Annotated in this window: 24 protein-coding genes; 11 read left to right on the plus strand and 13 right to left on the minus strand. The window is 69.9% G+C overall.

Translation table 11 applies throughout. The features are described 5' to 3' along the window. Window positions 1-13 precede the first annotated feature (13 nt). From K6753_RS02180 to K6753_RS02190, 3 genes are all read right to left on the minus strand, one after another. Window positions 14-1,048 carry an alpha-ketoacid dehydrogenase subunit beta gene (locus tag K6753_RS02180; protein ID WP_223674534.1) on the minus strand — a complete coding sequence of 345 codons (1,035 nt, stop codon included), beginning with the start codon at window positions 1,046-1,048 and terminating at the stop codon, window positions 14-16. Then, window positions 1,045-2,118 carry a pyruvate dehydrogenase (acetyl-transferring) E1 component subunit alpha gene (gene pdhA, locus K6753_RS02185; protein WP_223674535.1) on the minus strand — a complete coding sequence of 358 codons (1,074 nt, stop codon included), beginning with the start codon at window positions 2,116-2,118 and terminating at the stop codon, window positions 1,045-1,047. The genes K6753_RS02180 and pdhA overlap by 4 nt, the downstream gene beginning before the upstream one ends. A 186-nt stretch (window positions 2,119-2,304) precedes the next feature. Continuing rightward, window positions 2,305-5,550, minus strand: a complete 3,246-nt coding sequence (locus tag K6753_RS02190; protein ID WP_223674536.1) for a lamin tail domain-containing protein — start codon at window positions 5,548-5,550, stop codon at window positions 2,305-2,307. 231 nt (window positions 5,551-5,781) lie between these two features. On the opposite strand from K6753_RS02190, the gene K6753_RS02195 reads away from it, so the two are divergent. The 3 genes from K6753_RS02195 (at window position 5,782) to K6753_RS02205 (ending at window position 10,331) form a co-directional block, all read left to right on the plus strand. After that, entirely contained in the window at window positions 5,782-6,663 is an 882-nt protein-coding gene (locus tag K6753_RS02195; RefSeq protein ID WP_223674537.1) for a tryptophan 2,3-dioxygenase, read from the plus strand. Window positions 6,664-6,890: 227 nt separating this feature from the next. After that, a complete protein-coding gene (locus K6753_RS02200; RefSeq protein ID WP_223674538.1) occupies window positions 6,891-8,492 on the plus strand; it encodes an AbgT family transporter in 1,602 nt (533 codons plus the stop codon). 234 nt (window positions 8,493-8,726) lie between these two features. Further along, window positions 8,727-10,331, plus strand: coding sequence for a peptide MFS transporter (locus K6753_RS02205; protein WP_223674539.1), 1,605 nt, complete (start codon window positions 8,727-8,729; stop codon window positions 10,329-10,331). 122 nt (window positions 10,332-10,453) lie between these two features. Here the strand turns inward: K6753_RS02205 and K6753_RS02210 are convergent, their stop codons facing one another. After that, complete coding sequence (locus K6753_RS02210) at window positions 10,454-10,930, minus strand: MarR family winged helix-turn-helix transcriptional regulator (RefSeq protein ID WP_223674540.1); 477 nt, start codon at window positions 10,928-10,930, stop codon at window positions 10,454-10,456. Between the two features lie 106 nt (window positions 10,931-11,036). Here K6753_RS02210 and hppD point away from each other — a divergent pair, with 106 nt between their 5' ends. The 5 genes from hppD (at window position 11,037) to K6753_RS02235 (ending at window position 15,703) form a co-directional block, all read left to right on the plus strand. After that, entirely contained in the window at window positions 11,037-12,143 is a 1,107-nt protein-coding gene (gene hppD, locus K6753_RS02215) for a 4-hydroxyphenylpyruvate dioxygenase (RefSeq protein WP_223674541.1), read from the plus strand. A gap of 75 nt (window positions 12,144-12,218) precedes the next feature. Next, window positions 12,219-12,617, plus strand: coding sequence for an endonuclease domain-containing protein (locus tag K6753_RS02220; protein ID WP_223674542.1), 399 nt, complete (start codon window positions 12,219-12,221; stop codon window positions 12,615-12,617). A gap of 14 nt (window positions 12,618-12,631) precedes the next feature. After that, window positions 12,632-13,936, plus strand: a complete 1,305-nt coding sequence (hmgA, locus tag K6753_RS02225; protein WP_223674543.1) for a homogentisate 1,2-dioxygenase — start codon at window positions 12,632-12,634, stop codon at window positions 13,934-13,936. Between the two features lie 69 nt (window positions 13,937-14,005). After that, window positions 14,006-14,650, plus strand: coding sequence for a lectin (locus tag K6753_RS02230; protein ID WP_223674544.1), 645 nt, complete (start codon window positions 14,006-14,008; stop codon window positions 14,648-14,650). A gap of 99 nt (window positions 14,651-14,749) precedes the next feature. Next, window positions 14,750-15,703, plus strand: a complete 954-nt coding sequence (locus K6753_RS02235; protein ID WP_223674545.1) for a calcium/sodium antiporter — start codon at window positions 14,750-14,752, stop codon at window positions 15,701-15,703. 50 nt (window positions 15,704-15,753) lie between these two features. Here the strand turns inward: K6753_RS02235 and K6753_RS02240 are convergent, their stop codons facing one another. From K6753_RS02240 to K6753_RS02265, 6 genes are all read right to left on the minus strand, one after another. Then, the gene (locus K6753_RS02240; RefSeq protein WP_223674546.1) at window positions 15,754-16,152 is read right to left on the minus strand and encodes a Na+/H+ antiporter subunit G; all 399 of its coding nucleotides are present in this window, start codon (window positions 16,150-16,152) and stop codon (window positions 15,754-15,756) included. Further along, window positions 16,149-16,418, minus strand: a complete 270-nt coding sequence (locus tag K6753_RS02245; protein WP_223674547.1) for a K+/H+ antiporter subunit F — start codon at window positions 16,416-16,418, stop codon at window positions 16,149-16,151. Before K6753_RS02245 ends, K6753_RS02240 begins: the two co-directional genes overlap by 4 nt. Further along, window positions 16,418-16,903, minus strand: a complete 486-nt coding sequence (locus K6753_RS02250; RefSeq protein ID WP_223674548.1) for a Na+/H+ antiporter subunit E — start codon at window positions 16,901-16,903, stop codon at window positions 16,418-16,420. Before K6753_RS02250 ends, K6753_RS02245 begins: the two co-directional genes overlap by 1 nt. Next, entirely contained in the window at window positions 16,900-18,444 is a 1,545-nt protein-coding gene (locus tag K6753_RS02255; RefSeq protein WP_223674549.1) for a monovalent cation/H+ antiporter subunit D, read from the minus strand. Before K6753_RS02255 ends, K6753_RS02250 begins: the two co-directional genes overlap by 4 nt. Next, window positions 18,444-18,791 (minus strand): Na+/H+ antiporter subunit C, encoded by a 348-nt coding sequence (locus K6753_RS02260; RefSeq protein ID WP_223674550.1) that lies wholly within the window; start codon window positions 18,789-18,791, stop codon window positions 18,444-18,446. The genes K6753_RS02255 and K6753_RS02260 overlap by 1 nt, the downstream gene beginning before the upstream one ends. A gap of 175 nt (window positions 18,792-18,966) precedes the next feature. Continuing rightward, window positions 18,967-21,771, minus strand: a complete 2,805-nt coding sequence (locus K6753_RS02265; RefSeq protein ID WP_223674551.1) for a monovalent cation/H+ antiporter subunit A — start codon at window positions 21,769-21,771, stop codon at window positions 18,967-18,969. Window positions 21,772-22,047: 276 nt separating this feature from the next. Here K6753_RS02265 and K6753_RS02270 point away from each other — a divergent pair, with 276 nt between their 5' ends. After that, complete coding sequence (locus K6753_RS02270) at window positions 22,048-22,908, plus strand: NAD-dependent epimerase/dehydratase family protein (protein WP_223674552.1); 861 nt, start codon at window positions 22,048-22,050, stop codon at window positions 22,906-22,908. Between the two features lie 37 nt (window positions 22,909-22,945). Here K6753_RS02270 and K6753_RS02275 read toward each other — a convergent pair whose 3' ends face one another. From K6753_RS02275 to K6753_RS02285, 3 genes are all read right to left on the minus strand, one after another. Further along, window positions 22,946-23,833, minus strand: a complete 888-nt coding sequence (locus K6753_RS02275; RefSeq protein WP_223674553.1) for a DMT family transporter — start codon at window positions 23,831-23,833, stop codon at window positions 22,946-22,948. A 102-nt stretch (window positions 23,834-23,935) separates the two neighbouring features. Then, a complete protein-coding gene (locus K6753_RS02280) occupies window positions 23,936-24,412 on the minus strand; it encodes an Mpo1 family 2-hydroxy fatty acid dioxygenase (protein WP_223674554.1) in 477 nt (158 codons plus the stop codon). Window positions 24,413-24,665: 253 nt separating this feature from the next. Beyond that, window positions 24,666-25,595, minus strand: a complete 930-nt coding sequence (locus tag K6753_RS02285) for a phosphoribosylaminoimidazolesuccinocarboxamide synthase (RefSeq protein WP_223674555.1) — start codon at window positions 25,593-25,595, stop codon at window positions 24,666-24,668. 196 nt (window positions 25,596-25,791) lie between these two features. On the opposite strand from K6753_RS02285, the gene K6753_RS02290 reads away from it, so the two are divergent. Continuing rightward, a complete protein-coding gene (locus K6753_RS02290) occupies window positions 25,792-26,124 on the plus strand; it encodes a J domain-containing protein (RefSeq protein ID WP_223674556.1) in 333 nt (110 codons plus the stop codon). A 68-nt stretch (window positions 26,125-26,192) separates the two neighbouring features. Then, on the plus strand, window positions 26,193-26,864 hold the full coding sequence (gene rpe / locus K6753_RS02295; protein WP_223674557.1) for a ribulose-phosphate 3-epimerase: 672 nt from the start codon (window positions 26,193-26,195) through the stop codon (window positions 26,862-26,864). Window positions 26,865-26,992: the final 128 nt, after the last annotated feature.

Raw genomic sequence — 26,992 nt, forward strand, 5'->3', positions numbered from 1 at the left:
TGTGTGCGGTCCGTCAGCCGGCCGCCAGCGTGCGCTTGGCGGCCTCGACGATGCGTTCGACGCTGGGCAGGTACTTCATCTCCAGGCGGAACAGCGGGATGTGGGTGTCGTAGCCGGTGACGCGTTCGACCGGCGCGAGCAGGTCGTACATCGACTCCTCGGCCAGGCGCGCGGCGATCTCCGCGCCGAAGCCCGCGGTCTTGGGCGCCTCGTGCACGATCACGCAGCGCCCCGTCCGGCTGACCGATTCGGCGATGGTGTCGAAGTCCAGCGGTCGCAGCGTCGCGACGTCGATGACCTCGGCGCTGATGCCTTCTTCCTCCAGCGTCTCGGCGGCCTCCAGCGCCTCCTTCACCTGCGCGCCCCAGCTGACCAGCGTCACGTCGGTGCCGTCGCGCAGCACGTAGCACACGTCCAGCGGCAGGGCCTCGCCGTCGTCGGGCACCAGCTCCTTGTACTGCCGGTAGATGCGCTTGGGCTCGAAGAAGATGACCGGGTCGGGTTCGCGGATCGCCGCCAGCAGCAGGCCGTAGGCGCGGGCCGGCGAGGACGGCATGACCACGCGCAGGCCGGGCACGTTGGTGAAGATCGACTCGTTGGCCTCGCTGTGGTGCTCCGGCGCGCGGATGCCACCACCCCACGGCACGCGCAGCACCATCGGGCAGGTCAGCCGGCCACGGGTGCGGTACCGGAAGCGCGCGGCGTGGCAGATGATGTGGTCGACCATCGGGTACATGAAACCGTCGAACTGCGCCTCGGCCACGGGCTTCATGCCCTGGCTGGCTAGGCCGACGGTCAGGCCGGCGATCGTGGTCTCGTCCAGCGGCGTGTCCAGCACGCGCGAATCGCCGAACTCGGCCTGCAGGCCGGCGGTGGCGCGGAACACGCCGCCATTGACGCCCACGTCCTCGCCCAGCACCAGCACCGTGTCGTCATTGCGCATCTCGTAGGCCAGCGCCTGCGTGATGGCCTCGATCAGGGTGATCGCGGCGGGCGCCTTGGCCTCGCCCTTGCCCTGGGCCTTCTTGTCGGTCTTGGCCTTGTTCACGAGCGGCCCTCCCGAGCGATGGCCTGCTCGCGCTGGGCCAGCAGGTCCGGCGGCGGGTCGGCGTAGAGGTAGTCGAACATCGCCTCCACCGGCTGCACCGGGGTTTCGAGGTAGGCGTTGATCTCCACGTCGACCTTCTTCCCGCACTCCTCGGCCCAGGCCTTCTCCTGCTCCTCGTCCCACAGCTTCTGGGCGGTGAGGTAGGTGCGCAGGCGGGTGACCGGGTCGCGCTCCCAGGCGGCCTTGACCTCGGCCTCGTCGCGGTAGCGGCGGGCGTCGTCGGCGGTGGTGTGGTCGTGCAGGCGGTAGGTCATGAACTCGATCACGCTGCCGCCTTCGCCGTTGCGCGCGCGTTCCATGGCGCGGCGCATGCCTTCCAGCACGGCGATCAGGTCGTTGCCGTCGACCTGCAGGCAGTGCAGGCCGCCGGCCAGGCCCTTCTGCGCCAACGTCGGCGCGCCGGTCTGCGACTTGCGCGGCACCGAGATCGCCCAACCGTTGTTGATGATGCATTGCACGAACGGCAGTGCGTACGCGCCGGCCGAGTTGATCGCGGCGTACGTGTCGGTCTTGGAGCTGCCGCCATCGCCGCAGCAGGTCACCGCCACGCGGTTCTCGCCGCGCAGCTTGAAGGCCAGCGCGGCGCCGGCCGCGTGCAGGCACTGGGTCGCGATCGGCACGCACCACGGGTAGTCGTGCTTCGGACCGGAAAAGTCGTTGCCGCGCTCGTCGCCGCCCCAGTACAGCAGCACCTCACGCGGCTTGACGCCTCGCATGAACTGCGCGCCGTACTCGCGGTAACTGGGCGCGAACACGTCATCGGGCTGCATCGATGCGCCGATGCCGACATGGGTGGCCTCGTGGCCCAGGCAGGCGGCGTATGTGCCCAGCTTGCCAGTACGCTGAAGGGCAATGGCCTTGGTGTCGAAGGTGCGCACGAACAGCATCTGCTTGAACAGGGGCAGCAGTGCCTTGGCGTCCTTGAAGGCCTTGGGCAGCGGGCCGACGGGTTTTCCGTCGGGGCCAAGGTATTGCAGGTACTCGATCTCGAACTTCGCGGCGATGGTCATCGCGGGGGATTCCTCGAACACAGGACCGGTCGATGATAACCACAGCGCCGTAGCCGCCCGTTGCGCGACGCGGCAAGCCTTTTTCAAGCCGATGTGCTGGCGCGGGCGCCTCCGCGAATGACACCCCGCAAACGACGAGGGGCGCGGCTCGTGCCGCGCCCCCTTTGGGACCCGAAGCCGCGCCGCTCAGCGCCGGCCGCGGGCCGGTGCCTGCAGGGTGTCGCGGTTGTTGCCGGGCGCCGGGTCGGGCGTGGCCGACGCCACCGACGCCTCGAACACCCAGGCCTCGCCCCGGCTCGGCGCCCCGGGCACCACCAGCGCGAAGGCGAACCAGCGCGTGCCGGCGGCCATCGCCGCGTTGGCGCTGCACTCGGCGCGGAACGTGTCGCCGGCCAGCCGTACGCACGACCAGCCCGCCGGGGCGGCCGCGGCCGCCACGCGCGGGTCGACGTTGCCTTCGATCAGCAGGCGCGGCTGCACCGCCGCATCCGGGCCGGCATTGGTCACCGGCACGAGGAACGTGGCGACCGCGCCGCGCCGCAGCTGCCCGGCGGCGCCGACGATGCGCACCGACAGGTCGGCGGCGGTCGTGCGGGCCACCGCCACGCTGGCGCGGTTGTCGGCGTTGGCCGGATCGCGTGTCGTCGAATGCGTTGCCACTGCCGGGGTCAGCGGCGCGAGGTCCGCCGTCTCCGGCATCGTCGCCTGCAATGCGAATGCCGCCTCCGTGCCCGCGGCCATCGACGGCGTGGTGCAGGTGACGGTGGTGGTGGCGTCGTCCTGCACCGGCGCGGCGCATGTCCAGCCGGCCGCTACCGCGGTGAGCGTCGGCACCACTGCGGCATCGAACACGAACGCCACGCTGGCGAACGCCGCATCACCCGGGCCGGCATTGGACACGCGCGCGTCGAACACGACCGTCTCGCCGGCGCGTGCCGCGTCGACGCCTGCACCAGCCTCCACTGCGAGGTCGGCCGCGGCGAACGCCGGCACGCGGATCGACAGCCGCACCGGGTCGTGGTCGGACGAGCGCAGGGCGATGCCGGCGTCTTCGAAGTTGTCCACGCCGAAGTCCGCATTGATGCGCGCGTGCTCGACCGAGAGCCCCCCCACGTCGCTTACCACGGCTTCGTTGACCAGCACGTGGTCCAGCGTCTGCGCGTTGCCGGCAAAGACGTAGGAGTAGCGTTCGTCGTTGTCGGCGATCAGCTGGGAGCCGTCCACCAGCAGCGAGGTCAGCGGGCTGTCGACGTACGTCAGCACGCGGTCCGGCGCGGCCTCGTCGCCGCGGATGATGCCCATCACGTCTACATAGCCGTCGTTGACCTCGAAGGCATTGAAGTCGCCGACCAGCACAATGTGCGCGGCCGGGTCGTCCTGTTGCATCTGCTCGACCAGGCCGGCCAGGTACGCCGCCTGCGCGCCGCGCTTGACCCGCACGCGCTCGCTGGTGGTCGCCCAGCCGCTGCTGCCGGGCGAGACGTCATCGATTCCGTTGAGCGAGCGCAGGTGGTTGTTGATGACGGTCACCGGATAGGCGCCGCCGAGGCCGTCGTGCACCACCGCGCGCAGCGCCAGCGGCGGGCGGTCGTTGAGCACGCTGCTGCTGCCGTCGGGGTTGGCGAGCGTCGCGTCCTTGCCGAACTGGGTCACGCCCAGCACCTCCACGCGCGGGCGGCCGTCGCCGGCATCGCGCGTGTTCACCAGGAAACCGACGTTGATGCCGCCCACGTCGTTGCCCGGCTCCAGGTACGGCACGTAGGCCGGGGCGGACGGGCAGGCGGCGGCCAGGCGGTCGGACAGCAGCTGCAGCACGCGCAGGTTCTCGACCTCGACCACGCCGAGGATGTCGGGCGTCTTCAGGTAGTCGCAGATCGCGGCCGAGGCCTTGGCTAGGCGCTTGTCGAGCGCCTCGGGCGTCAGTGTCACCGCGCCGTTGCCGTCGGGCACCTCGTCGAACAGGCGCAGCAGGTTGAAGCCGGCGATGGTGGCCTGGTCGTAGTCGGCGTCGTTGACCGCCTCGGGCAGGCGCCCACCGGCGACCGCCGGTGGTGTCGCCACGTCCGGCAGCAGCGCCCACGTACCTGCGAAGTAGTCCAGCACGCCCAGCAGACCGGCCACCGTCGCATCGATATCGACCGACAGCGCCGCCGCGCCGACCTGGCCGCGGCTGCGGACCATCAGGCGCTCGGGGTTGGTGTCGAAGCGCGGCGGGTCCTTGTCGGCGGGCAGGGTCGCAAGCGCGCGATCCATGACGCCGATGCCGGCCTCGCGGAACGGCCGCGCGACGCCCGGCAGCACCACGTGGAACACGCCATCGCTGAAGGCGCGCGCGTCGTTCTCGTCGATGCTGCCGCCCGAGGGCGCCACGACAACCGACTCGGCCACGCTCACGCGCATGCCTTCCAGGCGCTCCAGCGTGCCGGGCAGGGCATCGGGGCCGAGGTCGGCGGCTGTCAGTTCCACCGGCGCGGGCAGGGCCACGCCGGAGGCCAGCAGTTCGATGGTCGGCGTGACCAGTTCGGTGATGGCCAGCTGGTTGACGTTGGACGAGGGCACGTACTCCTCGACGGTCGCGGTCACGCGCACTAGGTTGCCCACCGCGGCCGTGGCCGGCGGTGCGCTGCCGGTGAACACGAACACGCCGTCCGACGTGGCCGCATTGCCGTCGTCGTTGGCGCTCTGCAGGAAGAAGCCGTTGTTGAACTTGATCGCGGTGACCACGCCCTCGGTGACCACGGCGCGCCCGTCATACGGGGAGGCCAGTCCGTCGCCCTGGATCTGCGCGATCGACAGTGCCAGCGGCGGCTCGGGCGGTTCCGGCGGCTCGGCGCCGCTGTTGCGCGGGTCCGGCGTGCCGCGGGTGAAGTCGGCGGCGTTGTCGTCGGTGTCGACGCTGCCGTCGCCATTGCGCAGCGCCGCCGTCGTGTTGCTGAGCGTGGCGGTGGCGCCGGCGCCCTCGAAGCAGCTGGCGCTGGAACCGAAGCCGACGAAGTCCACCAGTGTCGGCGCGTCCAGCGGGCAGGTGCCCGACAGCGCGCCGTCGCCATCGACCAGCGCGACCTTGCCGTTGGTGGCGGCCATGGCGATGGTGCCGGTGGCGTCGGGCGTGGGCAGGTCCACCGTGCCGCCGGCGCCGTCGGCCTGCTTGACCAGGTAGTAGCCGCCCGGCGCGATGGAGCCCGCCAGCGGCGTGCGTTGCCAGGACGAGCCGGCCGAAGAGGCGTACTGCACGCTCCAGCCATCCAGCGACACCGTGTTCTCGCCCGTGTTGCGCAGTTCGATGAAGTCGCTGCGCAGGGTCGCGCCGGAATTGCCGCCGCCCCCGTACACCTGGCTGACCACCACCTGCGCCGCGGCCGTGCCGGCAACGCCCCAGCCAGTGCACAGCACCAGCGCCCATGCCGCGATGCGGCCCGTCGTTCGATTCATCCCTGGATCCCCGTTGTGGTCGCCCGCCGCCCCGTGCCCCTCGTGGGCATGGCTTGCCTTGTCGCAGGCGGGCAAGAGTGTGCCCGGATCGTGGGCGCGCGGCATGTCAGCGGTGTGACCGGGCGACGGACGGCCCGGGGCCGTGCGCTACCCTTGTCGGCTTCCGGAACGACCGGAGCGGCGCGGCCCGGGCGGGAGGCGCCCCCCGGTCACGACCCGCACGGAGCGGACATGACTGTCGAGAAGAACGAGCGCGCGCTGGAATCGGAAATCCACACCGACCTGTCGGGGCGGATGAGCTACGCCGGCTACCTGCACCTGGACCGGCTGCTGTCGGCGCAGGAACGGCTGTCGGACCCGCCGCACCACGACGAGATGCTGTTCATCGTGCAGCACCAGGTCTCGGAGCTGTGGATGAAGCTGATGATCCACGAGCTCAAGGCGGCCATCGCGCTGCTGCGCGCCGACGAATTGGGCGGCTGCCAGAAGATCTTCGCGCGCTGCAAGGCGATCCTGCGCCAGCTCACCGAGATGTGGTCGGTGCTGGAGACGCTGACGCCGGCGGAGTACATGGAGTTCCGCGAGATCCTCGGGCCGTCGTCGGGCTTCCAGTCGCTGCAGTACCGCACCATCGAGTTCCTGCTGGGCAACAAGAACGCCTCGATGCTGAAGGTGTTCGCCCACGACGAGGCCGCGCACGCCGGCCTGCGCGAAGTGCTGGAGGCGCCCAGCCTGTACGACGAGGCGCTGCGCCACCTGGCGCGGCGCGGGCATCCGGTCCCGGCGCACCTGGTCGAGCGCGACTGGTCGCGCCCGCACGTGTCCGAGCCGGAGCTGCTGCCGGTGTTCGAGCGCATCTACGAGGACGTCGACGCGCACTGGGCGGCGTACCACCTGTGCGAGGACCTGGTCGACCTGGAAACGCAGTTCCAGCTGTGGCGCTTCCGCCACATGCGCACGGTGATGCGGATCATCGGCTTCAAGCGCGGCACCGGCGGGTCGTCGGGCGTGGGCTTCCTCAAGCAGGCGCTGGAGCTGACGTTCTTCCCGGAGCTGTTCGAGGTGCGAACGACCATCGGGCCGGGGCCGGGGTATGGGGCACCGACACCGTAGGGGGCAACCCTGCGCATTCCTGCCATAGGCCTGCGCGTTTCCTGAAACCGTCGTCCCCGCGAAGGCGGGGATCCAGCGACTTGGTTCCGGTTTCAAAGGCAAAGTCGCCGGGTTCCCGCCTTCGCGGGAATGACTTCAGGGTGCGGTCTGGTACGAACGTCCTGTCGGCGCTCCCACGCGCCTCCCTTGCTAGGATGCGGGCCACCTCAATCCGCCCGGACCGCCGCATGTCCCAGCCCACGCCGACCCCGTCCGTTCCGCCGGTTGAGCCCGGCAAACGCGGCCTCGTCACCCGTTTCCTCGACGGCGTGGAGCGCGTCGGCAACAGGCTGCCCGACCCGGCGGTGCTGTTCCTGATCCTGATGCTGGTGACCTGGGCGCTGTCGGCGGTGCTGGCGAACGTCAGCTTCGGCGAGATCGACCCGCGCAGCGGCGAGCCCGTCCAGATCGTCAACCTGCTCAGCGGCGCCAGCCTCACCGCGTTCATGGCGACGATGGTGCAGACCTTCGTCAACTTCGCGCCGTTGGGCGTCGTGCTGGTGGCGATGCTGGGCCTGGGCGTGGCCGAGCACACCGGCTTCATCAATGCCGCCCTGCGCGCGATGCTCGCCGTCACCCCGCGCATGCTGCTGACGCCGGCGGTGATCGCGGTCGGCATCCTCAGCCACATCGCGGTCGATGCCGGCTACGTGCTGGTGATCCCGCTGGGCGCGGTGATCTTCTACGCGGCCGGGCGACATCCGCTGGCGGGTATCGCAGCGGCCTTCGCCGGCGTGTCGGGCGGGTTCTCGGCGACCTTCTTCGTGCCGTCCAGCCTAGACCCGTTGCTGGCCGGCCTCACCCAGGAGGCCGCGCGCCTGCTGGACCCGGCCATCGAGATCAACCCGCTCAACAACTGGTTCTTCACCACGGCCTCGACGTTCCTGATCGTCGCCATCGGCTGGTTCCTCACCGACCGGGTGATCGAGCCGCGCCTGAAGGCCACCGCCGTCGACGGCGACACCAGCCAGATGCCGACGATGGAACCGCTGGCGCCCAACGAGCGCCGCGGCCTGACCGCCGCACTCGTCGCCGGCGGCATCGCGGTGGTGCTGTTCGCGCTCAGCCTGCTGCCCGAGGGCACGCCGTGGGCGGCGCCGGTGGAGGGCCTGGCGCCCGGCACCAACCCGCTGCTGGCCTTCACCGCGCCGCTGATGCAGTCGATCGTGGCACTGATCTTCATCTTCTTCCTGATCCCCGGCGTGGTGTACGGCTACGTGTCGGGCACGGTGAAGACCCACCGCGACGTCATCGCCGGCATGAGCAAGGCGATGAGCGGGATGGGCTACTACATCGTCATGGCGTTCTTCGCCGCGCAGTTCATCTACGCCTTCGGCCAGTCCAACCTGGGCGTGCTGCTGGCGATCAAGGGCGCCAACGGCCTGCAGGCGCTGGGCCTGCCGATGGCGCTGACGGTGGTCGGCATCGTGCTGCTGTCGGGCATGGTCAACCTGGTGGTCGGCTCGGCCTCGGCCAAATGGGCGCTGATCGGCGCGATCATGGTGCCGATGCTGATGCAGCTGGGCGTGTCGCCGGACCTCACGCAGGCGGCCTACCGCGTGGGCGACTCGTCCACCAACATCATCACGCCGCTGCTGCCGTACTTCCCGCTGATCGTCGTGTTCTGCCAGCGCTACGTGAAGTCGGCGGGCGTCGGCACGCTGCTGGCGTTGATGCTGCCGTTCTCGGTGACGCTGCTGGTGGTGTGGAGCGCGTTCCTGATCGGCTTCTGGGCGCTGGGTATCCCGCTGGGCGTCGGCTCGTCCTACACCTACGCCCCGGCGGGGTGACGGACCGCGGTCCACGACGACCGGCTGCTGCGGCCGCCTTCGGGCGGCCGCTCCGGTTCAGCTTTTTGAATGCGGATGGTGCGGCGCAACAGTACGCCCGCGGTTTGACGGGAATGGGGCGCTGCGGTTACACCTTGCCGTCGTTTTGCCGACCGGCGCCGCGCCGGCGGCAAGCATCCACCGCCTTCCCACGCACCACCCCGGCCGCCCGCGGCCGCCAGGAGTCCATCCCGCATGAGTTCCACACCCGGTTCGATCGCCCCGGAAGACAAGACCTTCCTCGGCCACCCGCGCGGCCTGTACATGCTGTTCTTCGCCGAAATGTGGGAGCGCTTCTCCTACTACGGCATGCGCGCGCTGCTGGTGCTGTACCTGACCAAGCACTGGCTGTTCTCCGACGGCGATGCCTCGATGGTCTACGGCGCGTACACCGCGCTGGTCTACATCACGCCGGTAATCGGCGGGTATCTGGCCGACAAGTACCTGGGACAACGCAAGGCCGTGCTCTACGGCGCGGTCCTACTGACGTTCGGCCACTTCCTGATGGGCTTCGAAGGCGAGGGCGGACAGGGCAGTCCGGCGCTGGATGCCTTCTGGCTGGCGCTGGCCTTCATCATCGTCGGCTCGGGCTTCCTGAAGGCCAACATCTCGGTGATGGTCGGCCAGCTGTACCCGCGCACCGACGTGCGCCGCGACGGCGCGTACACGATCTTCTACATGGGCATCAACCTGGGCGCGTTCCTGGGTTCGCTGCTGTGCGGCTGGCTGGGCGAGACCTACGGCTGGAAGTACGGCTTCGGCGCCGCCGGTTTCGGCATGCTGCTGGGCCTGGTCGTGTTCGTCATCGGCAAGCCGCTGCTGCTGGGCAACGGCGAGTCCACCAACCCCACGCGCCTGCGCGACCGGGTAATGGGCCTGCCCTTCGAGTGGCTGCTGTACCTGGTCGGCATCGCGATGGTCGTCGTGTGCTGGTGGATGGTGCAGAACCAGGCCGTGGTCGGCTGGGCGCTGGGCGTCACCGGCGTGATCCTGCTGGCGTACGTCGCGTTCATCGCCGTTACGCGGCTTGACGCGCATGCCCGCAACCGCATCTTCGCCGCGATGATCCTGATGATCGGCTCGGTGCTGTTCTGGGCGCTGTTCGAGCAGGCCGGTTCGTCGCTCAACCTGTACACCGACCGCTACGTCAACCGTGAAATGCTCGGTTGGGAAGTGCCGGCGTCGATGTTCCAGTCGATCAACGCGCTGTACATCATCCTGCTGGCGCCGGTGTTCGCCTGGCTGTGGACGACGCTGGGCCGCCGCGGCCTGGAGCCCTCCGCCCCGGCCAAGTTCGGCCTCGGCATGATCCAGCTGGGCCTGGGCTTCCTGGTGCTGGTGGCCGGTGCGGCCGCCGTTGCCAGCGGCAGCCTGACCCCGGTGCTCTTCATCTTCCTGATCTACCTGCTGCACACGATGGGCGAGCTGTGCCTGTCGCCGGTCGGCCTGTCGGCGATGAACCGCCTGGCGCCGGCGCACATGGCCAGCCTGATCATGGGCTGCTGGTTCTTCGCCTCGGCCACCGGCAACTTCGTCGCCGGCCTGATCGCCGCGGCGACCGGCTCGGAAGCGGCTTCGGGTGCGGATGCCGCGCAGGACGTCGTGCTGGACGTGTATTCCAACATCGGTTGGATTGCCGTGGCCGTCGGCGTCGGCTTCGTGGTGATTTCGCCGCTGATCAAGCGCCTGATGCACCTGGAGACGTTGAAGGACGACGACCACGTGCTGGCGGGCGAGGCCGAGCTGGCCGAGCCGCAGGCCACCGGCCTGAACACGGCGAACGAGCGCAAGGACTACTGACGGTCCTGCTTAGGTAAACGGAAACGGCGGCCTCGGCCGCCGTTTTCTTTTTGGAGTCCGCTACCCGGTCGTGCGGCGCGCATCGCGACGCGCCGGTGGCGGCGCAACCCGATCGGACGCGCTCAGAACGCCTGCGCTTCCGCCTTCAGCTCCAGCTCGTCCAGCCGGTCCAGCAGGCGGAACAGCAGTGCGCGTTCGTCCGCGTCAAAGCCATCCAGCAGCCGCGCCTCGAACGCCAGCGCATGCGGCGCCACCTCGTCGTAGATGGCGTAGCCCGCGCGCGACAGCCGCAGCACCGAACGCCGCCGGTCGTCGTCGTGCGTCTCGCGCCGCAGCTGGCCGGCGTCGACCAGCCGGGCGACGGCGCGGCTCACGGCCACCTTGTCCATCGCCGTGCGCTGCGCAACCTCGCCGGCCGACAGGTCCGGGTAGCGGCCCAGCACGGCCATCACCCGCCACTCGGTCACGCCCAGCCCGAAGCGCTCGGAATACACGCGCGCGATCGCGCTGCTGACGCGGTTGGACAGCACCGACAGCCGGTAGGGCAAGAAGTGTTCGAGGTCGAGCTCGGCATGCGGCCGGTCGTCGCGACGGTTCATGTTGCGCTGTGCCTTGCCTATGGTTTCATGTGAAACTATAACCTCTCAGGCAGGCCCCGCGACCGCGCGCGGCCGGCCCCGGCCACGCTTCACGCAGGAGTCCCCCATGAGCGCACAGTCCGCAGCCCAAGCCCCGAACCTCGGCATGCAGGTCACCACCTTCGAGAACCCGCTGGGGATCGACGGCTTCGAGTTCGTCGAGTTCGCCGCGCCGGAAGGCCAGCAGCAGCTGCTGCACGACTACTTCCGCAACATGGGCTTCACTGCGGTCCTGCGCCACAAGACGCGGCCGATCACCGTCTACCGTCAGGGCAGCGTCAACTTCCTCGTGAACGAGGACCCCGACAGCTTCGCCGCCGACTTCGCCAAGGCCCACGGCCCCAGCGCGTGCGGCTTCGCGATCCGCTTCAAGGAGTCGTCCGACACCGTCTGCAAGACCGTGCTGGGCAACGGCGGCGAGGCCATCGACCACAAGCCGCAGAGCAAGGCGATCGACGCGCCGGTGGTCAAGGGCATCGGCGACTGCATGCTGTACCTGGTCGACCGCTACGGCGACAAGGGCACGCCCTACGGCGACTTCGAGCCGATCGAGGGCGCCGACCAGAACCCGACCGGGTTCGGCCTGACCTTCATCGACCACCTCACGCACAACCTCTACTTCGGCAACATGCAGAAGTGGTCGGACTACTACGAGCGCCTCTTCAACTTCCGCGAGATCCGCTACTTCGACATCAAGGGAGCCAAGACCGGCCTGGTGTCCAAGGCGATGACCGCGCCGGACGGCATCGTGCGCATCCCGCTCAACGAGTCCAACGACCCCAAGAGCCAGATCAACGAGTACCTCGACGCCTACAAGGGCGAGGGCATCCAGCACATCGCCTGCTTCACCGACGACATCTACGGCACGGTCGAGGCCATGCGCGAGCGGGGCATCGAGTTCCTAGATACCCCCGACACCTACTTCGACGTGATTGACCAGCGCGTGCCCAACCACGGCGAGGACGTCGCGCGGCTTGCGCGCAACAAGATCCTGATCGACGCCGACCCGGAGACCAAGCAGCGCAAGCTGCTGCAGATCTTCACCCAGAACGCAATCGGCCCGATCTTCTTTGAGATCATCCAGCGCAAGGGCAACGAAGGCTTCGGCGAAGGCAACTTCCAGGCGCTGTTCGAGAGCATCGAGCGCGACCAGATGAAGCGCGGGGTTCTGTAAGCGCGTCGGATTGCCGATGCAGTGGTTGCTAGCCCCTCTCCCCACGGGAGAGGGGTTGGGGAGAGGGGCCGAGGCATGGACGCACGCACACGGGCCGCGTTGCCTACCCTGACCCTGGACAATGCACGCCAGCTGCGTCGGGGGATGACCGACGCCGAGCGGGCGCTCTGGTGCCACCTTCGCGCCGGTCGGCTGGATGGCCTTAAGTTTCGCAGGCAGCACCCGATCCCGCCGTATGTCGTCGACTTCTACTGCGATGCCGCGCGGCTGGTGATCGAGCTTGACGGATCGCAGCACACTCAAGAACGCGACCTGCATCGAACACGATTTCTCGAGTCGAAGGGACTGACGGTGTTGCGCTTCTGGAACGACGACGCATTGCTGCATACGCAAGCCGTTCTCGACGCGGTCTGGAACATCGTCGGACCTCGGCCCCTCACCCCAACCCCTCTCCCGGTGGGAGAGGGGCTTTAGACAAAGGCACTGCCATGGGTATCGTCTCCAACGGCTACCAATCCGGCTTCGGCAACGAGTTCGCCACCGAGGCGCTTGAAGGCACGCTGCCCGTGGGGCGCAACTCGCCGCAGCGCGTCGCGCACGGGTTGTACGCCGAACAGCTGTCGGGCACCGCGTTCACCGCGCCGCGCAGCGAGAACCGGCGCAGCTGGCTGTACCGGATCCGTCCCGCTGCGATGCATGGCAGCTTCTCGCGCTACCGCGCCGACGACGCCGCGACGTTCCACAACGATTTCTGCGATGGCCCGGTGTCGCCGGACCAGCTGCGCTGGAACCCGCTACCGCTGCCGGACGCGCCGACGGATTTCGTGGATGGACTGTTCACCATGGCCGGCAACGGCGGCCCCGACGCCCAGACCGGCATCGGCGTGCACCTGTACGCGGCCAACCGCGACATGGAGGGGCGCTTCTTCTACGACGCCGACGGCGAGCTGCTGATCGTCCCGCAGCAGGGCCGCCTGCACATCGCCACCGAGATGGGCGTGCTGGAGGTGGAGCCGCAGGAGATCGCGGTGATCCCGCGCGGCGTGCGCTTCGCGGTGTCGTTGCCCGACGGCGAGGCGCGCGGCTACGTCTGCGAGAACTTCGGCGCGATGCTGCGGCTGCCCGACCTCGGGCCGATCGGCAGCAACGGCCTGGCCAATCCGCGCGACTTCCTGGCGCCGCACGCGGCGTACGAGGACCGCGAAGGCGACTTCGAACTGGTCGCCAAGTTCCAGGGCCACCTGTGGCGCGCCTACATCGGCCATTCGCCGCTGGACGTGGTCGGCTGGCACGGCAACTACGCGCCCTACAAGTACGACCTGCGCCGCTTCAACACCATCGGCTCGATCAGCTTCGACCACCCCGACCCGAGCATCTTCCTGGTGCTGCATTCGGCCAGCGACACGCCGGGCACCAGCAACCTGGACTTCGTGATCTTCCCGCCGCGCATCCTGGCGATGCAGGACACGTTCCGGCCGCCGTGGTTCCACCGCAACATCGCCAGCGAGTTCATGGGCCTGGTGCATGGCGCGTACGACGCCAAGGCCGAGGGCTTCGCGCCGGGTGGCTGCTCGCTGCACAACTCGATGACCGGGCACGGGCCGGACGCGGCGACGTTCGAGAAGGCCAGTAGCGCCGACCTGTCCAGGCCCGACGTCATCACCGACACGATGGCCTTCATGTTCGAGTCGCGCGCGGTCATCCGTCCGACGGTGCAGGCGTTCGACGCCGCGCACCGCCAGCGCGACTACCAGGCCTGCTGGGCCGGCTTGCAGAAGCACTTCACCGGCTGACGCTTCGCGGCGGCTTCACGGGGCGCGGCTAGGCTGCGGCGGATTCGTTCCACCGCCCGGAGCCCGCGCATGCGCCACGCCCTGTCGATCGCCGTCCTGCTGACCCTGTCGCTCGCGGCTTGTACCGGAGAGCGCGAAGGTCCTTCGGACACGGCGGGCGATCCCGCCGCGCCGCCGGCGATGGACGCGCCGGCCGTCGCCGACCAGCCCAGCGAAGACATCCCGCCCGCGACCGCCCCCACCCCCGTGCCGCCCGTTGCGGAGGGCACGTTCGCCGCGCGCATGGACGGCGTCGCCGGGGCCCGGTTCGGAATGACCGCCGACGAAGTCCGTGCGGTCTGGGGCGGTGAGCTGCAGGGCAATCCGGCCGAGGGCCAGGAATGCTTCCACCTCAGTCCGGCCGGGCAGTCGACCCCGGCGCAGTTCGCGTTGATGTTCGGCGACGGCCGGCTGGTGCGGTACTCGGCCGAGAGCCCGGACCGCGTCGCGCCCGGTGGTGGTCGGCGTGGAATGGCCGCCGACGACATCCGTGCGATGTATGACGGCCGGGTCGAGGCGAGCCCGCACAAGTACACCGACGGCCACTACCTGCGCGTCACCGGGCAGGACGGCAGCGCGGCCGTCATCGTGTTCGAGACCGATGCCGAGGGCACCGTGACCGAATGGCGCGTCGGCCTCGCGCCGTACGTGGACTACGTGGAAGGCTGCGCGTAAGTAAGCCACGCGTTGGGCCCGGGGCGCCCGGGCCGGGGCGCTCGGCCTAGAATCAACCCGCAGCGGGCCCGCCGTGGGACCGGAGACAAGGGGACGGACATGTGGGCATCGCTGGGATGGTTTGCGCTGGGGCTTCTGCTGCTGGCACTGGGCGGCGATTCTATCGTCAAGGGCGCGGCCGGCCTGTCACGCCGTCTGGGTTTTTCGCCGTTCGTGGCCGGGCTGGTGCTGGTGACCATCGCCACCTCGCTGCCGGAACTGGCCGTCAACCTGCATGCCGTCGGGCGCGGTGAGACCGGGCTGGCGCTGGGCAACGCGGTCGGCAGCAACGTCGTCAACATCGGCCTGACCCTGGGCGCTGCGGCCGTGGCCGCGCCGCTGCTCGTGCGCTGGCGGGCGCTGTCGCCGCTGCTGGGCTTCCTGCTGGCCGGCACGGTGGTCGTGGCGCTGCTGGGCCTGGACGGCACGTTGTCGCGCATCGAGGGCATCGGCCTGGTCGTGTCGTTCGTCGCGGTGCTGGCGTTCGACCTGACGCGCCGGCGCGAGGAGGCGCCGGAGCTGCGCGCGGAGATCGAGGCCTACACCGAGACCCGCGGCGGGCTCGGCCTGAACCTGATCCGCTTCGCCATTGCCGCGGCGCTGCTGTACTACGGTGCGCGTTACGTGGTGGATGGCGCGCTGGGCCTGGGCCCGGCGTGGGGCATGAACCCGCTGCTGCTCGGCCTGCTGCCGGTCGCCATCGGCACGGCGCTGCCGGAAGTCGCCGCCGCCATTGCCGCCGCGCGCCGCGGACAGGGTGACATGGTGCTGGGCCACGTGGTCGGCGCCAGCCTGTTCAACCTGCTGGTGGTCGTCGGCGGCATGGCCGTGCTGCGGCCGCTGCCGGTGCCGGAATCGTTCGTGCGGCTGGAGTGGCCGGCGGCGTTCGTGTTCGCCCTGATGCTGGTGCCGATGCTGCGCGGCGACCTGCGGCTGGGCCGGCGCGAAGGCGGCATCCTGCTGGCGGCATTCGTCGGCTGGGTACTGCTGGAGTGGTGGGTGATCCGCCACTGACCGGGCGCACGCGCCGCTTCATTTCGTGCGGGGCCGATCACATGCCGCGGTTACCCGCGGCCGTCGCCATCCCCGCCGGCAGAACCCTCGCCCGGTTCAGGCACCGCCGGGGCTTCCGGGGTTTCCCCATCCGGCAACGTCGGGCGCTGGTCCGGGGCGAGCGCCAGTGCCGCGCGTGCCATCAGGTGCGCGCTGATCGGCGCGGTGATGAACAGGAACACGGTGATCAGGATTTCGCGCAGGCCCAGCGCGAGTCCGTCGCCGAGCCATGCGTGGTAGCCGATCGATGCGACCAGGATGCAGCCTACGCCCAGCGTGGTCGCCTTGGTCGGGCCGTGCAGGCGCTTGAGGAAGTCCGACAGCTTCACCAGCCCGAGCGAGCCGACCAGCACGAAGAAGCTGCCGATTGCCAGCAGCGCGGTGAGCGCGATGTCCAGGACCGGGCTCATTCGACGATGTCCCGGCGCAGCACGTACTTGCTGAGCATCACGGTGCCGACGAAACCGAGCATGGCGATGACCAGCGCCGCCTCGAAGAACACCGACGAGCGCAGGTACATCCCGAACAGGATCAGCGCGGCGATGGTGTTCACGTACAGCGTGTCCAGGCCCAGGATGCGGTCGGGCACGGTGGGGCCGCGCAGCAGCCGCCACAGGCTCATCAGCATCGCCAGGCCGACCACGTGCAGGGCGACGAGCACGGCGATGTCGGTCATCACGGGAAGATCTCCTTCAGCGGCGCCTCGTAGCGCGCCTTGATCTCGGCCACCGTCGCGTCGGCATCCTTCAGGTTGAATGCGTGCACCAGCAGGTGGCGCCGGTCTTCGGTCAGCTCGGCCGACAGCGTGCCCGGCGTCAGGGTGATGATGCTGGCCAGCGCGGTGATGCCATGGATGTTCTGCAGGTCCAGCGGCACCCAGATGAAGCCGGGCGTCAGGGCGCGCTCGGGACCGAGGATGCGGCGTGCGACCTCGATGTTGGACAGCAGCATGTCCCACAGCACACGCCGCGACAGCACGAGGATGGTGCGGGTGCGTCCGAAGTGCGCGCGCTCGGGCTGCAACAGGCCGGCCAACAGCGGCAGCAGCAGTGCCATCACCGCGGCCAGCGCCAGCTGCCCGGGGCTGAAGTCGCCCACCAGCAGTAGCCACAGCACGAACACGGCCACGCTCAGCGGCGGCGAAGGCAGCAGGCGGTTCATGGCGACGGCTCCCGGATCTGCGGCGTGCGCTCACGTGCGGCCTGCATGTAAGCGGCCGGTTCCAGTACCTGTTGGGCGGCAGCCTGCGCGTAGCGCACCACCGGCGCGCCCCATAGCGTCAGGCCGATGCCGTAGGCCAGCAGCAGCCCCGCGCCGGCCCACTGCGCGCGCAGCGGCGGCGAGGGCGGCCGCACGTCCGCCGGCCACGGCTCGGCACGCCAGAACACCTGGCTGCCGGTGCGTGCCAGTGCCACCAGCGTCAGCAGGCTGGTCAGCAGCACCGTGCCCCACACCCACATCCGGTAGCCGTCGGGCACGGCATCCAGCAGCAGCGCCTTGCCGATGAAACCCGACAACGGCGGCAGGCCCGCCACCGACACGGCGCCGATGCCGAACAGCGCCCCGAGCGGGGCGTTGCGCCGCAGGGGTCCCGCGTAGTCGAGCGCATCGCCGGCGCGCCCGCGCTGGCCGCGGATCAGGTCCATGACCAGGAACAGGCCGGCGGTGACGAAGGTGCTGTGCACCAGGTAGTACAGGCCGGCGCCGACCGTCGCGGGCGTGGACAGCGCGAAGGCGATGAACAGCGTGGCCGCCGAGGCGATCACCAGGTATGCCACCAGCATGCGCAGGGTCGATGCCGCCAGCGCACCGAGGGTGGCCAGCAGCAGCGTCAGCAGCCCGGTCCAGAACAGCCACGGCCACGCCCAGCCGGCGAGCTCACCCGGGCCGTCGCCGAACACCAGCGTGTACACGCGCAGCACCGAGTACACGCCCACCTTGGTCATGATCGCGAACAGCGCCGCGACGGCAGCCGGCGCGCGCGCGTAGGCATTGGGCAGCCACAGGTACAGCGGCAGCAGCGCGGCCTTGGCGCAGAACACCACTAGCAGCAGCCCGGACGCGGCGCGCACCAGCGCCGCATCGTCCGGCGACAGCACCGCGACGCGCGCGCCCATCTCGGCCATGTTGAGCGAGCCCAGCAGGCCGTACAGCAGCCCCAGCGCGACCAGGAACAGGGTCGAGGCGGTGATGTTGAACACCACGTAGTGCAGGCCCGCCCGCATCCGTGCCCCGCGCCCGCCGCTGAGCAGCAGGCCGTAGGAGGCGATCAGCATCACCTCGAAGAACACGAACAGGTTGAACAGGTCGCCGGTCAGGAACGCGCCATTGAGGCCGGCCAGCTGCAACTGGAACAGGCCATGGAAGTGCCGCGCGCGCCGGTCCCAGCCGGCACACGCATACAGCAGGCACGCGACCGCGAGCAGCGTGGTGGTCGCCACCAGGCCGGCGCTGAGGCGGTCGGCCACCAGCGCGATGCCGAGCCGCGCCGGCCAGTCGCCCAGCAGGTAGAAGGTGATCGCGCCGGTGTCGGCCTGGGCCAGCAGCGCGCCCACGGCCAGCAGCAGCGCCAGCATCCCGGTCCAGCCGATCGCGCGCTGCAGCCCGATGCCGCGGCGCTCGAACATGAGCGCCACGGCGCCGAACAGCAGCGGCAGCAGGATCGGCAGCACCGGCAGGTGCGGGGACAACGCCTGCAGCATCAGGGCATCCCCTCGCCGCCGGCATCGACGTGGTCATCGCCGTTGTCGGCGCGGCTGCGCATGGCCACCACGATCGTTACGGCCGTCATCGCAAAGGCGATCACGATGGCCGTCAGTACCAGGGCCTGCGGCAGCGGATCGGTGTAGTTCGCCAGCACGGTTTCGACGCCCGGCTTGAGCACCGGCGGCTTGCCGACAACCAGCCGGCCCGCGGAGAAGATCAGCAGGTTGGTGGCGTACGACAGCAGCGTCAGCCCGAGGATCATGTCGAAGCTGCGAGAGCGCAGCAGCAGGTAGACGCCGGCGGCGGTCAATGCGCCGATGACGAGGGCAAGTGCAAGTTCCACTAGGAGAGTCCTCGTTGCTTGGCCGTGCCGGGCGCCGGCAACCTTCCGGACTGCGCGTTGCGCATTCGGGATTCCGTCGTCCTCCAGATCCCCGACATCACCGCTGCGCGTTGATGTCGCCCCCCTGACTCAAGGGGGCTGAAAACCGGACTACGTTGCCGCGCAGGCTCGTGCGTCACGACGCCTCCGCCCCGGATGGCAACGTCACGACACGTTTTTTGCGGGCCTTCGGCGGCTTGACCGTGCCCATCATCGACAGGATCAGCATCGCGCCACCGAACACCACCAGGTACACGCCGATGTCGAAGCCCATCGCGCTGGCCAGCGGCACTTCGCCGATCAGCGGCAGGCGCGGCTCGGCGTGGCCGCTGGTCAGGAAGGGCAAGCCGAACAGCAGCATCGGCGCGACGCCGGTGAGCAGCGCCACGATCAGGCCGATGCCGATCCAGCGGGTGTAGTCGAAGCCCATGCGCGACTCCACGTAGCGGCTGCCCAGCAGCACGTACTGCAGCAACAGCGGGATCGCCAGCACCAGGCCGGCGATGAAGCCGCCGCCGGGCTGGTTGTGCCCGCGCAGGAACAGGTACGCCGACACCGCAAGCGCGAACGGGAACAGCAGGTGGCTGAGGTTGGCGGGCATCGGCAGGCGGTCGGGCTCACCGGGCATGACTTCCGTGGCGGCGATGCGCGCGCGCCGCAGCAGCGCATGCACCACCAGCCCGGCGATGCCGAACACGGTGATCTCACCCAGCGTGTCGAAGCCGCGGAAGTCCACCAGGATCACGTTGACCACGTTGCTGCCGTAGCCCTCGGGCAGCGAGCGCGCCAGCAGCTCGCCGGCGACGGTGTCGGCCGGGCGCGTCATCACCGCGTACGCCAGCCCGCCGATGCCGGTGCCGGCGACCAGCGCGATGGCGGCGTCGCGCCAGCGCCGCGCGCGGGTATTGGACTTCAGCGACTCCTGCGGCAGGTAGTTCAGCGCCAGCAGCATCAGCGCCACGGTCACCATTTCCACCAGCAGTTGCGTCAGCGCCAGGTCCGGTGCCGACAGGAACACGAACACCACGCTTACGCCCAGCCCGACGGCGCCGACCACGATCAGCGCCACCAGCCGTTGCCGGTGCAGCGCCACGGTCGTGGCCGTGGCCGCCAGCAGCAGCACGCACAGCGCCCAGCCGATCGGCGGCATCGGCTGGCCCGCGCCGGCCTCCACCGATGCCAGCAGGCCCGGCACCGCGGGCACCAGGCCGAGCGCGACGACCGCGACCACCACCCACCACAGCGAGCGCTGCAGGCTGCCGTTGGTCACCCTGAAGGTGAAGCGCCGCGCCACGCCGAGTACGGCGCGCGTGTTGATGCGGAACAGGTGGCGGCCGAACGCGCGGCGCGCGATGGCATGGACGTTGAACAGCCGGCGCAGCCCGAAGTACAGGACCACGCCGCCGACGATGCCGCCCAGGCTCATCAGCAGCGGCAGGTTGATGCCGTGCCACAGCGCCAGGCTGTATTCGGGCAGGTCGGGGCCCAGCACGCCGCGCGCGGCGGCTTCCAGCGCCGGGGCGATGGTCCACGCCGGCGCAATGCCCACCGCCAGGCACACCACCACCAGGATGCCGACCGGCGCACGCATGAAGAGCGGCGGTTCGTGGACCTCGCGCTCGACCGCGCGCGGGCCATCCCCGAAGAAGGTGTCGTGCACGAACCGCAGGCTGTAGGCCACGCCCAGGATGCCGGCGAGGAACGCCGCCACCGTCACCACGATGCGCATCGTGTCGCTGGGTACTTCCAGCGCCTGCGCGAAGAACATCTCCTTGGACAGGAAGCCGTTGAGCAGCGGGATACCGGCCATTGCCAGGGTGGCGATGATCGCCAGCGCGCTGGTGGTCGGCAGCAGCCCGCGCAGGTTGCCCAGCCGGCGCATGTCGCGGGTGCCGGTCTCGTGGTCGATGATGCCGGCGGCCATGAACAGCGAGGCCTTGAACGTGGCGTGGTTGAGGATGTGGAAGAGCCCCGCGACCACCGCCAGCGGCGTCGACAGCCCGAACAGCAGCGTGATCAGGCCCAGGTGCGAGATCGTCGAGTACGCCAGCAGGCCCTTGAGGTCGTGCTGGAAGATCGCGTTCCATGCGCCGACCAGCAACGTCGCCGCGCCGACGCTTGTGACCACGTAGAAGAACATCTCCGTGCCCGCCAGCGCCGGGTGCAGGCGCGCCAGCAGGAACACGCCGGCCTTCACCATCGTCGCCGAGTGCAGGTAGGCCGACACCGGCGTGGGCGCGGCCATCGCGTGCGGCAACCAGAAGTGGAACGGGAACTGCGCGCTCTTGGTGAAGATGCCGGCCAGCACCAGTGCCAGGATCGCCGGATAGGTGGGCGCGGCCTGGATCGCCTCGCGCGCGGCGAACACCGCGTCCAGCTCGTAGCTGCCGACCACCTGGCCGATCAGGATCACGCCGCCCAGCAACGCCAGGCCGCCCGCGCCGGTGATGGTCAGCGCCATGCGCGCACCCTCGCGGGCCTCGCGGTCGTGCGACCAGTAACCGATCAGCAGGAACGAGCTGATCGAGGTCAGCTCCCAGAACACCGCCAGCAGCAGCAGGTTGCCGGCCAGCACCATGCCGAGCATCGCGCCCATGAACAGCAGCAGGTAGGCGAAGAACTTCGGCGCGTCCTCGCGCGCGTCCAGGTAATAACGCGCGTACATCACTACCAGCGCACCGATGGCCAGCACCATCGACGCGAACATCCACGCCAGCCCGTCCAGCCGCAGCGAGAACGCCAGGCCCAGCGGCTCGATCCAGGGATGGCTGACCTGCGGCACTTCGCCGCCCAGCACGGCGGGCGTCAGCGCGATGAGGATCGCCAGGCCCGCCAGTGGCGCCACGCCTGCCAGCCACGCCGTCGTCCGCCGCGAGACGTTGCGCGCAAGCAACACCCAGGCGGCCATGAGGAACGGAAGGGCTAGCAGGAGTTCGAGCATCACGCTCCCAAGGCGTTGCGCGACGTGCGCGCGGGCGGGGACGGGTCGTGCAGGGGGGGCTTGGACGCGCCTTTGCGGGCAAGTGCACCGGCGCGGAAAGCCCCCGGATTCTACCCGAAGCAAACGTCGCTCCCGTGTCGCGTGGGTGCTTGCGTATGCTTGCTGCACCAACCGATGCGGCCGCAGTTCGCGCATGACACTTATTAATACGATCGGGTGCGCTGGCCTGTCCGGCGGGTGCATCGACGAGCTCGCTCCCCAGCCGATCCCGGTCCGATGCGCGCACTGATTTTCGGTGCCAGCGGGCAGATCGGCGTGCCGCTGGTGGCGCGCCTGCGTGACGCCGGCTGGGCAGTGGACGCCGTATCGCGCACCGCGCGCGAGCCGTCGCCGGGCATCACCTGGCATCGCGGTTCGCTCGACGCGATGCCGGCAGTGCCGCAAGCGTTCGACGCCATCTTCAGTTGTGGACCGCTGGACGGGTTTGCGCGCTGGTACCGCGGCGCGCCGGTCGAATGCGCGCGCGTGGTGGCGTTCGGTTCGACCAGCGCGGCGGTCAAGCACGACTCGCCCGACGCCGCCGAGCGCGACGTGGCCGCACGCCTGGCAGGGGCGGAGACGACCCTGTTCGAGACGGCAGCGCAGCGGGGGGCCGCGGTTACCGTGCTGCGCCCGACGCTGGTCTACGGCGCGGGCCGCGACGCCACGCTGACGCGCATCGCGTCGCTGGCACGACGGCGCCGCGTGTTTCCGCTGCCACGCGGGGCGACCGGCTTGCGCCAGCCGGTGCATGTCGACGACCTGGCCGACGCGGCGTTCGCGTGCATCGACAACGCCGCCGCGGCCGGCCGCAGCTACGACGTACCGGGTGGCGAGACGCTGGCATACCGGGAAATGGTCGCGCGCGTGCTGGCCTGCCTGCAGCCGCCGGCGCGGCTGCTGGAGTTGCCGCAGCCGATGTTTTCACTGGCGCTGCGCGGCGCTGCGCTGATGGGCATCGGCGCGGGGCTGGGTGATGCGGCGGTGGCGCGGATGCGCGAGGACCTGGTGTTCGATACCGGTCCGGCGGCGCGTGACCTCGGCTACGCGCCGCGGCCGTTCCGGCCGCAGCCGGGGATGTTCGAGCCGCCGCGCTGATCCGTCGCCGTCGTCCCCTTCCGGACGCTGAGGGACGCTACAGCACCTCTTTCGGCGGCAACTCGCGCGACTTCGTGATTGCGCGAAGCGCGATCATCAGCACGCCGCCCAGCACCATCGCGCCGCCGACCCACATCGCCGGGCCCGGGCGGTCGCCCCACACCACGATGCCCAGCACCACCGCCAGCACCGGGGTCAGCAGCAGCCACGGCATCAGCTGCGACACCGGGTGGCGCTGCACCAGCACGTAGTAGAGGCCGTGGCCGAGCAGCGATGAAATGAAGGCCGCGTACGCCACCCCCAGCCAGCCGACCCAGCTCACCTCGCCCAGCCGCGCCACGCTGCCGGGCTCCATCCACAGGCTCAGGCCCAGCAGCGGCAGCACGCTGATCAGCGCGGTCCAGCCCTGCTGGCTGAAGACGTCCAGCCCGCGCAGTCGCTTCATCAGCACCGTGCCCAGCGCTAGCGATGCGGCCGACACCAGCATCAGCGCCAACGCGTCGGGCCGGCGGAACACCAGCGGATCCAGTCCCAGCACCAGCACGCCGGCGAAGCTCACGCCGATGGCAAGCCCGGTGCGCCAGCCGAAGCGGTCGTCCAGCAGCCACCACGCCAGCAGCGCGGTCATCGGCACGTAGCTCTGCATCACGATGGCCGGCGAGGTGAGGTTGCCCGCCAGCTTCAGCGCCAGGAAGCTCAGCCCGAAATGCGCCACGCCCACGCACAGGCACACCGCGACCAGCCGCGGCCACTGCCCGGGCGCGGGGCGCTTGAGCACGAACACCAGCGGCAGCGCCAGCAGCGCGAAGCGCAGCGCGGTGAACAGGAACGGCGGGATCTCGCGCAACGCCAGCGCGGAGGTCAGGAAGTTGAATGCCCACGCCACGCAGATCAGCAGGACCAGGGCGATGTCGCGTGGCGGCATGGGGCGGGAAACCGGGGAGCGGGAACGCCGGACCTTACACGGCCCGGCGCGCTCGCGCGTTGCCGCGCGTGCCGGTTTTGCGCGTCGGGTGCGACGTTGCCGTCAGTAGGCCCAGCCCAGCCGGCGGTAGAGCTTGACCAGCACCCATGCCGGCCCGATCAGCAAGTAGGTCAGGTCGGTGAGGAAGCTGGGCTTGCGACCCTCGATCTTGTGGCCGATGAACTGCGCGATCCACGCCACCACGAAGACCACGATCGCCAGCGTCAGCAATGGCATCCGCCCCAGCGTGGCGAACAGCACGTTGGTCACCAGCCCCAGCAGCGCGAACACCGCGGCCATGCCCAGCCCGAGCCGGCGCGAGGCGCGGTAGTAGAAAAGGAACGCGCCGAACATCGCCAGCCCCGCCCAGAAGCCGTCGCGGAACAGCGTGCCGGGCGACGGGATGCACCACAGCAGGGCGATCACGCTCCACAGGATGGCCGGCACCGCGACCACGTGGATGGCCTGGTTGGTGGGGTCGCGATGGTCGCCGGAGTAACTGGCGAACCAGCGGTCGATGGGGCGGGTAGCGGCGTCCATGGCGGTCTCCGGCGGGCAGTGGCCGGAGTATGGCAAGGGGCGGGCGCGGGTGCATGGCCGGCCCGGGCGCTACTACGCAATCGTTGTAGGAGCGACGTGAGTCGCGACCGCCATCTTCCCATCGCGTCGCCACCCGATTGGCGGATCGCGGCTGAAGCCGCTCCTACAACAGCAGGCTTCCTGTAGGAGCGCCTTCAGGCGCGATCCCTACTCGGTTTGCCTGCGTGGGTAGGGCACGGCAGGCGCCCCCGCCTCAATCGATCCGGATGTCCGCCAGCCGCTCCAGCGCCTCGGCGTACTTCGCGCGGGTGCGTTCGATGACCTCGGGCGGCAGGCGCGGGCCGGGCGCGGTCTTGTCCCAGTCCAGCGTCTCCAGGTAGTCGCGCACGAACTGCTTGTCGAAGCTGGGCGGGCTGGTGCCGACCTCGTACTCGTCCGCCGGCCAGTACCGCGACGAGTCCGGGGTGAGCATCTCGTCCATCACGTACAGGCGGCCATCGGCGTCGGTGCCGAACTCGAACTTGGTGTCGGCCAGCAGGATCCCGCGCTCGGCGGCGAAGTCGGCGGCGTAGCGGTACAGCCGCAGCGTCGCGTCGCGCACCGCCTCGGCCAGCTCGGCGCCGCACAGGCGCACGGCGGTGTCGAAGTCGATGTTCTCGTCGTGGTCGCCGACGGCGGCCTTGGTCGAGGGGGTAAAGATCGGCTCGTCCAGCTTCTGCGCCTGCTGCAGGCCGTCGGGCAGGGCGATGCCGCTGATGCGGCCGGTGCGCTGGTAGTCCTTCCAGCCGCTGCCGATCACGTAGCCGCGCGCGATGCACTCGATCGGCACCGGCTTGAGCCGGCGCGTCACCACCGCGCGCCTTTCGTACAGCGACGCATCCACGCCGGCCGGCAGCACCGAGGCGACATCGATGCCGGTCAGGTGGTTGGGGACAATGTGGCCGGTCTTGTCGAACCAGAAGTTGCTGATCTGGCAGAGCATCTCGCCCTTGCCGGGGATCGGGTCGGGCAGCACCACGTCGAAGGCGCTCAGGCGGTCGGTGGCGACCATCAGCAGGCAGTCGCCGAAACCGGCGTCGGCCGGCAGTACGCTGGCCGGCAGGTCGAACACATCGCGCACCTTGCCGCGGTGGCGCAGGTGCAGGCCGGGAAGATCGGATTCCAGCAGGTACGGTCGGTGCAAGGTCGTTGACAACGTGAGGCCCCCAGGTGGCGCAGGCCCCGCCGGTACTGGCGCATCGCGCGCCCGCGCGACGGGGCCGGGCAGTGTACGCCGGTCGGCGGCCGGGTGCAGGTACACTCGCCGCCGGCCGCGCGGGGCCTCCCGCCACGCCCTGGATCGCCTGCCCGGAGCCCTCTCGCCGCATGAAGCGCACCGCATGAAACGCTGGTACGGAAAACTGCTGGGCGCACTGGCCGGCGCGGCGCTGTTCCGGGTCAACCCGCTGCTGGGCGCATTGATCGGCCTGCTGATCGGCCACGCCTTCGACACCGACTGGTTCAAGCTGCGCCGCGACAACCCGTACGCGCAGCTGGGGCTGACCTCCGACGCCAGCGACGCCGAGGTCGAGCAGGCCTACCGCCGCCTGATCGCCCAGTACCACCCCGACCGCGTCGCCGGGGCCGCGCCGGAGCTGCGCAAGCAGGCCGAGACCAAGGCACGCGAGATCAACGGCGCCTACGACCGCATCAAGACCCTGCGCAAGCGCTGAGCCGCGCGCGGGTTCCGCCGGGCGCCCGTGCCGGCGACAATGCGCGCCTGCCTCCAGCGAGCGCCGCCATGCAACCGACCGTCATCGCCCCGTCCATCCTCTCGGCCAACTTCGCCCGGCTGGGCGAGGAAGTGGAAAACGTCCTGGCCGCCGGCGCCGACTGGGTGCATTTCGACGTGATGGACAACCACTACGTGCCCAACCTCACCATCGGGCCGATGGTGTGCGAGGCGCTGCGCAAGCACGGCGTCACCGCGCCGATCGACGTGCACCTGATGGTGGAGCCGGTGGACCGCATCGTCCCGGACTTCGCCAAGGCCGGGGCCACCGTCATCAGTTTCCATCCCGAGGCGAGCCGGCACGTGCATCGCACGATCCAGCTCATCCGGGACGCCGGCTGCCAGGCAGGGCTCGTGCTCAACCCCGGCACCCCGGTGGAGGTCCTCGACTACGTCCTGGAAGAACTCGACCTGGTGCTGTTGATGTCGGTGAACCCGGGCTTCGGCGGGCAGTCCTTCATACCCTCCGCGCTCGAGAAGCTGCGCATGGTGCGCGGGATGATCGACGCACGCGCACCGCATGTACGGCTGGAGATCGACGGCGGAGTCAAGGCCGACAACATCGCCGAGATCGCCGCGGCCGGCGCCGACACCTTCGTCGCCGGCTCGGCGATCTTCAATGCCGACGACTACGCGGACGTGATCGGGCGCATGAAGTCGGCCGTGGCGGGCGTGCGCTGAGCGACGGCCGCGCATGAAAAGGCCGATGCCGTCGCCGGCACCGGCCTGGAAGATTGGAGGCGATCCTGCCTCCGCCCGTCGTCCCTGGGAATGGACTCCAATACTCCGCGTGTCCGATGACCGGGTGA

The sequence above is a fragment of the Novilysobacter selenitireducens genome (assembly GCF_020026895.1).
GTDB classification, from domain to species: Bacteria; Pseudomonadota; Gammaproteobacteria; order Xanthomonadales; family Xanthomonadaceae; genus Lysobacter_C; species Lysobacter_C selenitireducens.

Excerpts from the sequence above, each read along its gene's own strand:
- pdhA (WP_223674535.1), bottom strand. The coding sequence starts at position 2,118 with ATGACCATCGCCGCGAAGTTCGAGATCGAGTACCTGCAATACCTTGGC.
- K6753_RS02190 (WP_223674536.1), bottom strand. The coding sequence starts at position 5,550 with ATGAATCGAACGACGGGCCGCATCGCGGCATGGGCGCTGGTGCTGTGC.
- K6753_RS02195 (WP_223674537.1), top strand. The coding sequence starts at position 5,782 with ATGACTGTCGAGAAGAACGAGCGCGCGCTGGAATCGGAAATCCACACC.
- K6753_RS02200 (WP_223674538.1), top strand. The coding sequence starts at position 6,891 with ATGTCCCAGCCCACGCCGACCCCGTCCGTTCCGCCGGTTGAGCCCGGC.
- K6753_RS02205 (WP_223674539.1), top strand. The coding sequence starts at position 8,727 with ATGAGTTCCACACCCGGTTCGATCGCCCCGGAAGACAAGACCTTCCTC.
- K6753_RS02210 (WP_223674540.1), bottom strand. The coding sequence starts at position 10,930 with ATGAACCGTCGCGACGACCGGCCGCATGCCGAGCTCGACCTCGAACAC.
- hppD (WP_223674541.1), top strand. The coding sequence starts at position 11,037 with ATGAGCGCACAGTCCGCAGCCCAAGCCCCGAACCTCGGCATGCAGGTC.
- K6753_RS02220 (WP_223674542.1), top strand. The coding sequence starts at position 12,219 with ATGGACGCACGCACACGGGCCGCGTTGCCTACCCTGACCCTGGACAAT.
- hmgA (WP_223674543.1), top strand. The coding sequence starts at position 12,632 with ATGGGTATCGTCTCCAACGGCTACCAATCCGGCTTCGGCAACGAGTTC.
- K6753_RS02230 (WP_223674544.1), top strand. The coding sequence starts at position 14,006 with ATGCGCCACGCCCTGTCGATCGCCGTCCTGCTGACCCTGTCGCTCGCG.
- K6753_RS02235 (WP_223674545.1), top strand. The coding sequence starts at position 14,750 with ATGTGGGCATCGCTGGGATGGTTTGCGCTGGGGCTTCTGCTGCTGGCA.
- K6753_RS02240 (WP_223674546.1), bottom strand. The coding sequence starts at position 16,152 with ATGAGCCCGGTCCTGGACATCGCGCTCACCGCGCTGCTGGCAATCGGC.
- K6753_RS02245 (WP_223674547.1), bottom strand. The coding sequence starts at position 16,418 with ATGACCGACATCGCCGTGCTCGTCGCCCTGCACGTGGTCGGCCTGGCG.
- K6753_RS02250 (WP_223674548.1), bottom strand. The coding sequence starts at position 16,903 with ATGAACCGCCTGCTGCCTTCGCCGCCGCTGAGCGTGGCCGTGTTCGTG.
- K6753_RS02255 (WP_223674549.1), bottom strand. The coding sequence starts at position 18,444 with ATGCTGCAGGCGTTGTCCCCGCACCTGCCGGTGCTGCCGATCCTGCTG.
- K6753_RS02265 (WP_223674551.1), bottom strand. The coding sequence starts at position 21,771 with ATGCTCGAACTCCTGCTAGCCCTTCCGTTCCTCATGGCCGCCTGGGTG.
- K6753_RS02270 (WP_223674552.1), top strand. The coding sequence starts at position 22,048 with ATGCGCGCACTGATTTTCGGTGCCAGCGGGCAGATCGGCGTGCCGCTG.
- K6753_RS02275 (WP_223674553.1), bottom strand. The coding sequence starts at position 23,833 with ATGCCGCCACGCGACATCGCCCTGGTCCTGCTGATCTGCGTGGCGTGG.
- K6753_RS02280 (WP_223674554.1), bottom strand. The coding sequence starts at position 24,412 with ATGGACGCCGCTACCCGCCCCATCGACCGCTGGTTCGCCAGTTACTCC.
- K6753_RS02290 (WP_223674556.1), top strand. The coding sequence starts at position 25,792 with ATGAAACGCTGGTACGGAAAACTGCTGGGCGCACTGGCCGGCGCGGCG.
- rpe (WP_223674557.1), top strand. The coding sequence starts at position 26,193 with ATGCAACCGACCGTCATCGCCCCGTCCATCCTCTCGGCCAACTTCGCC.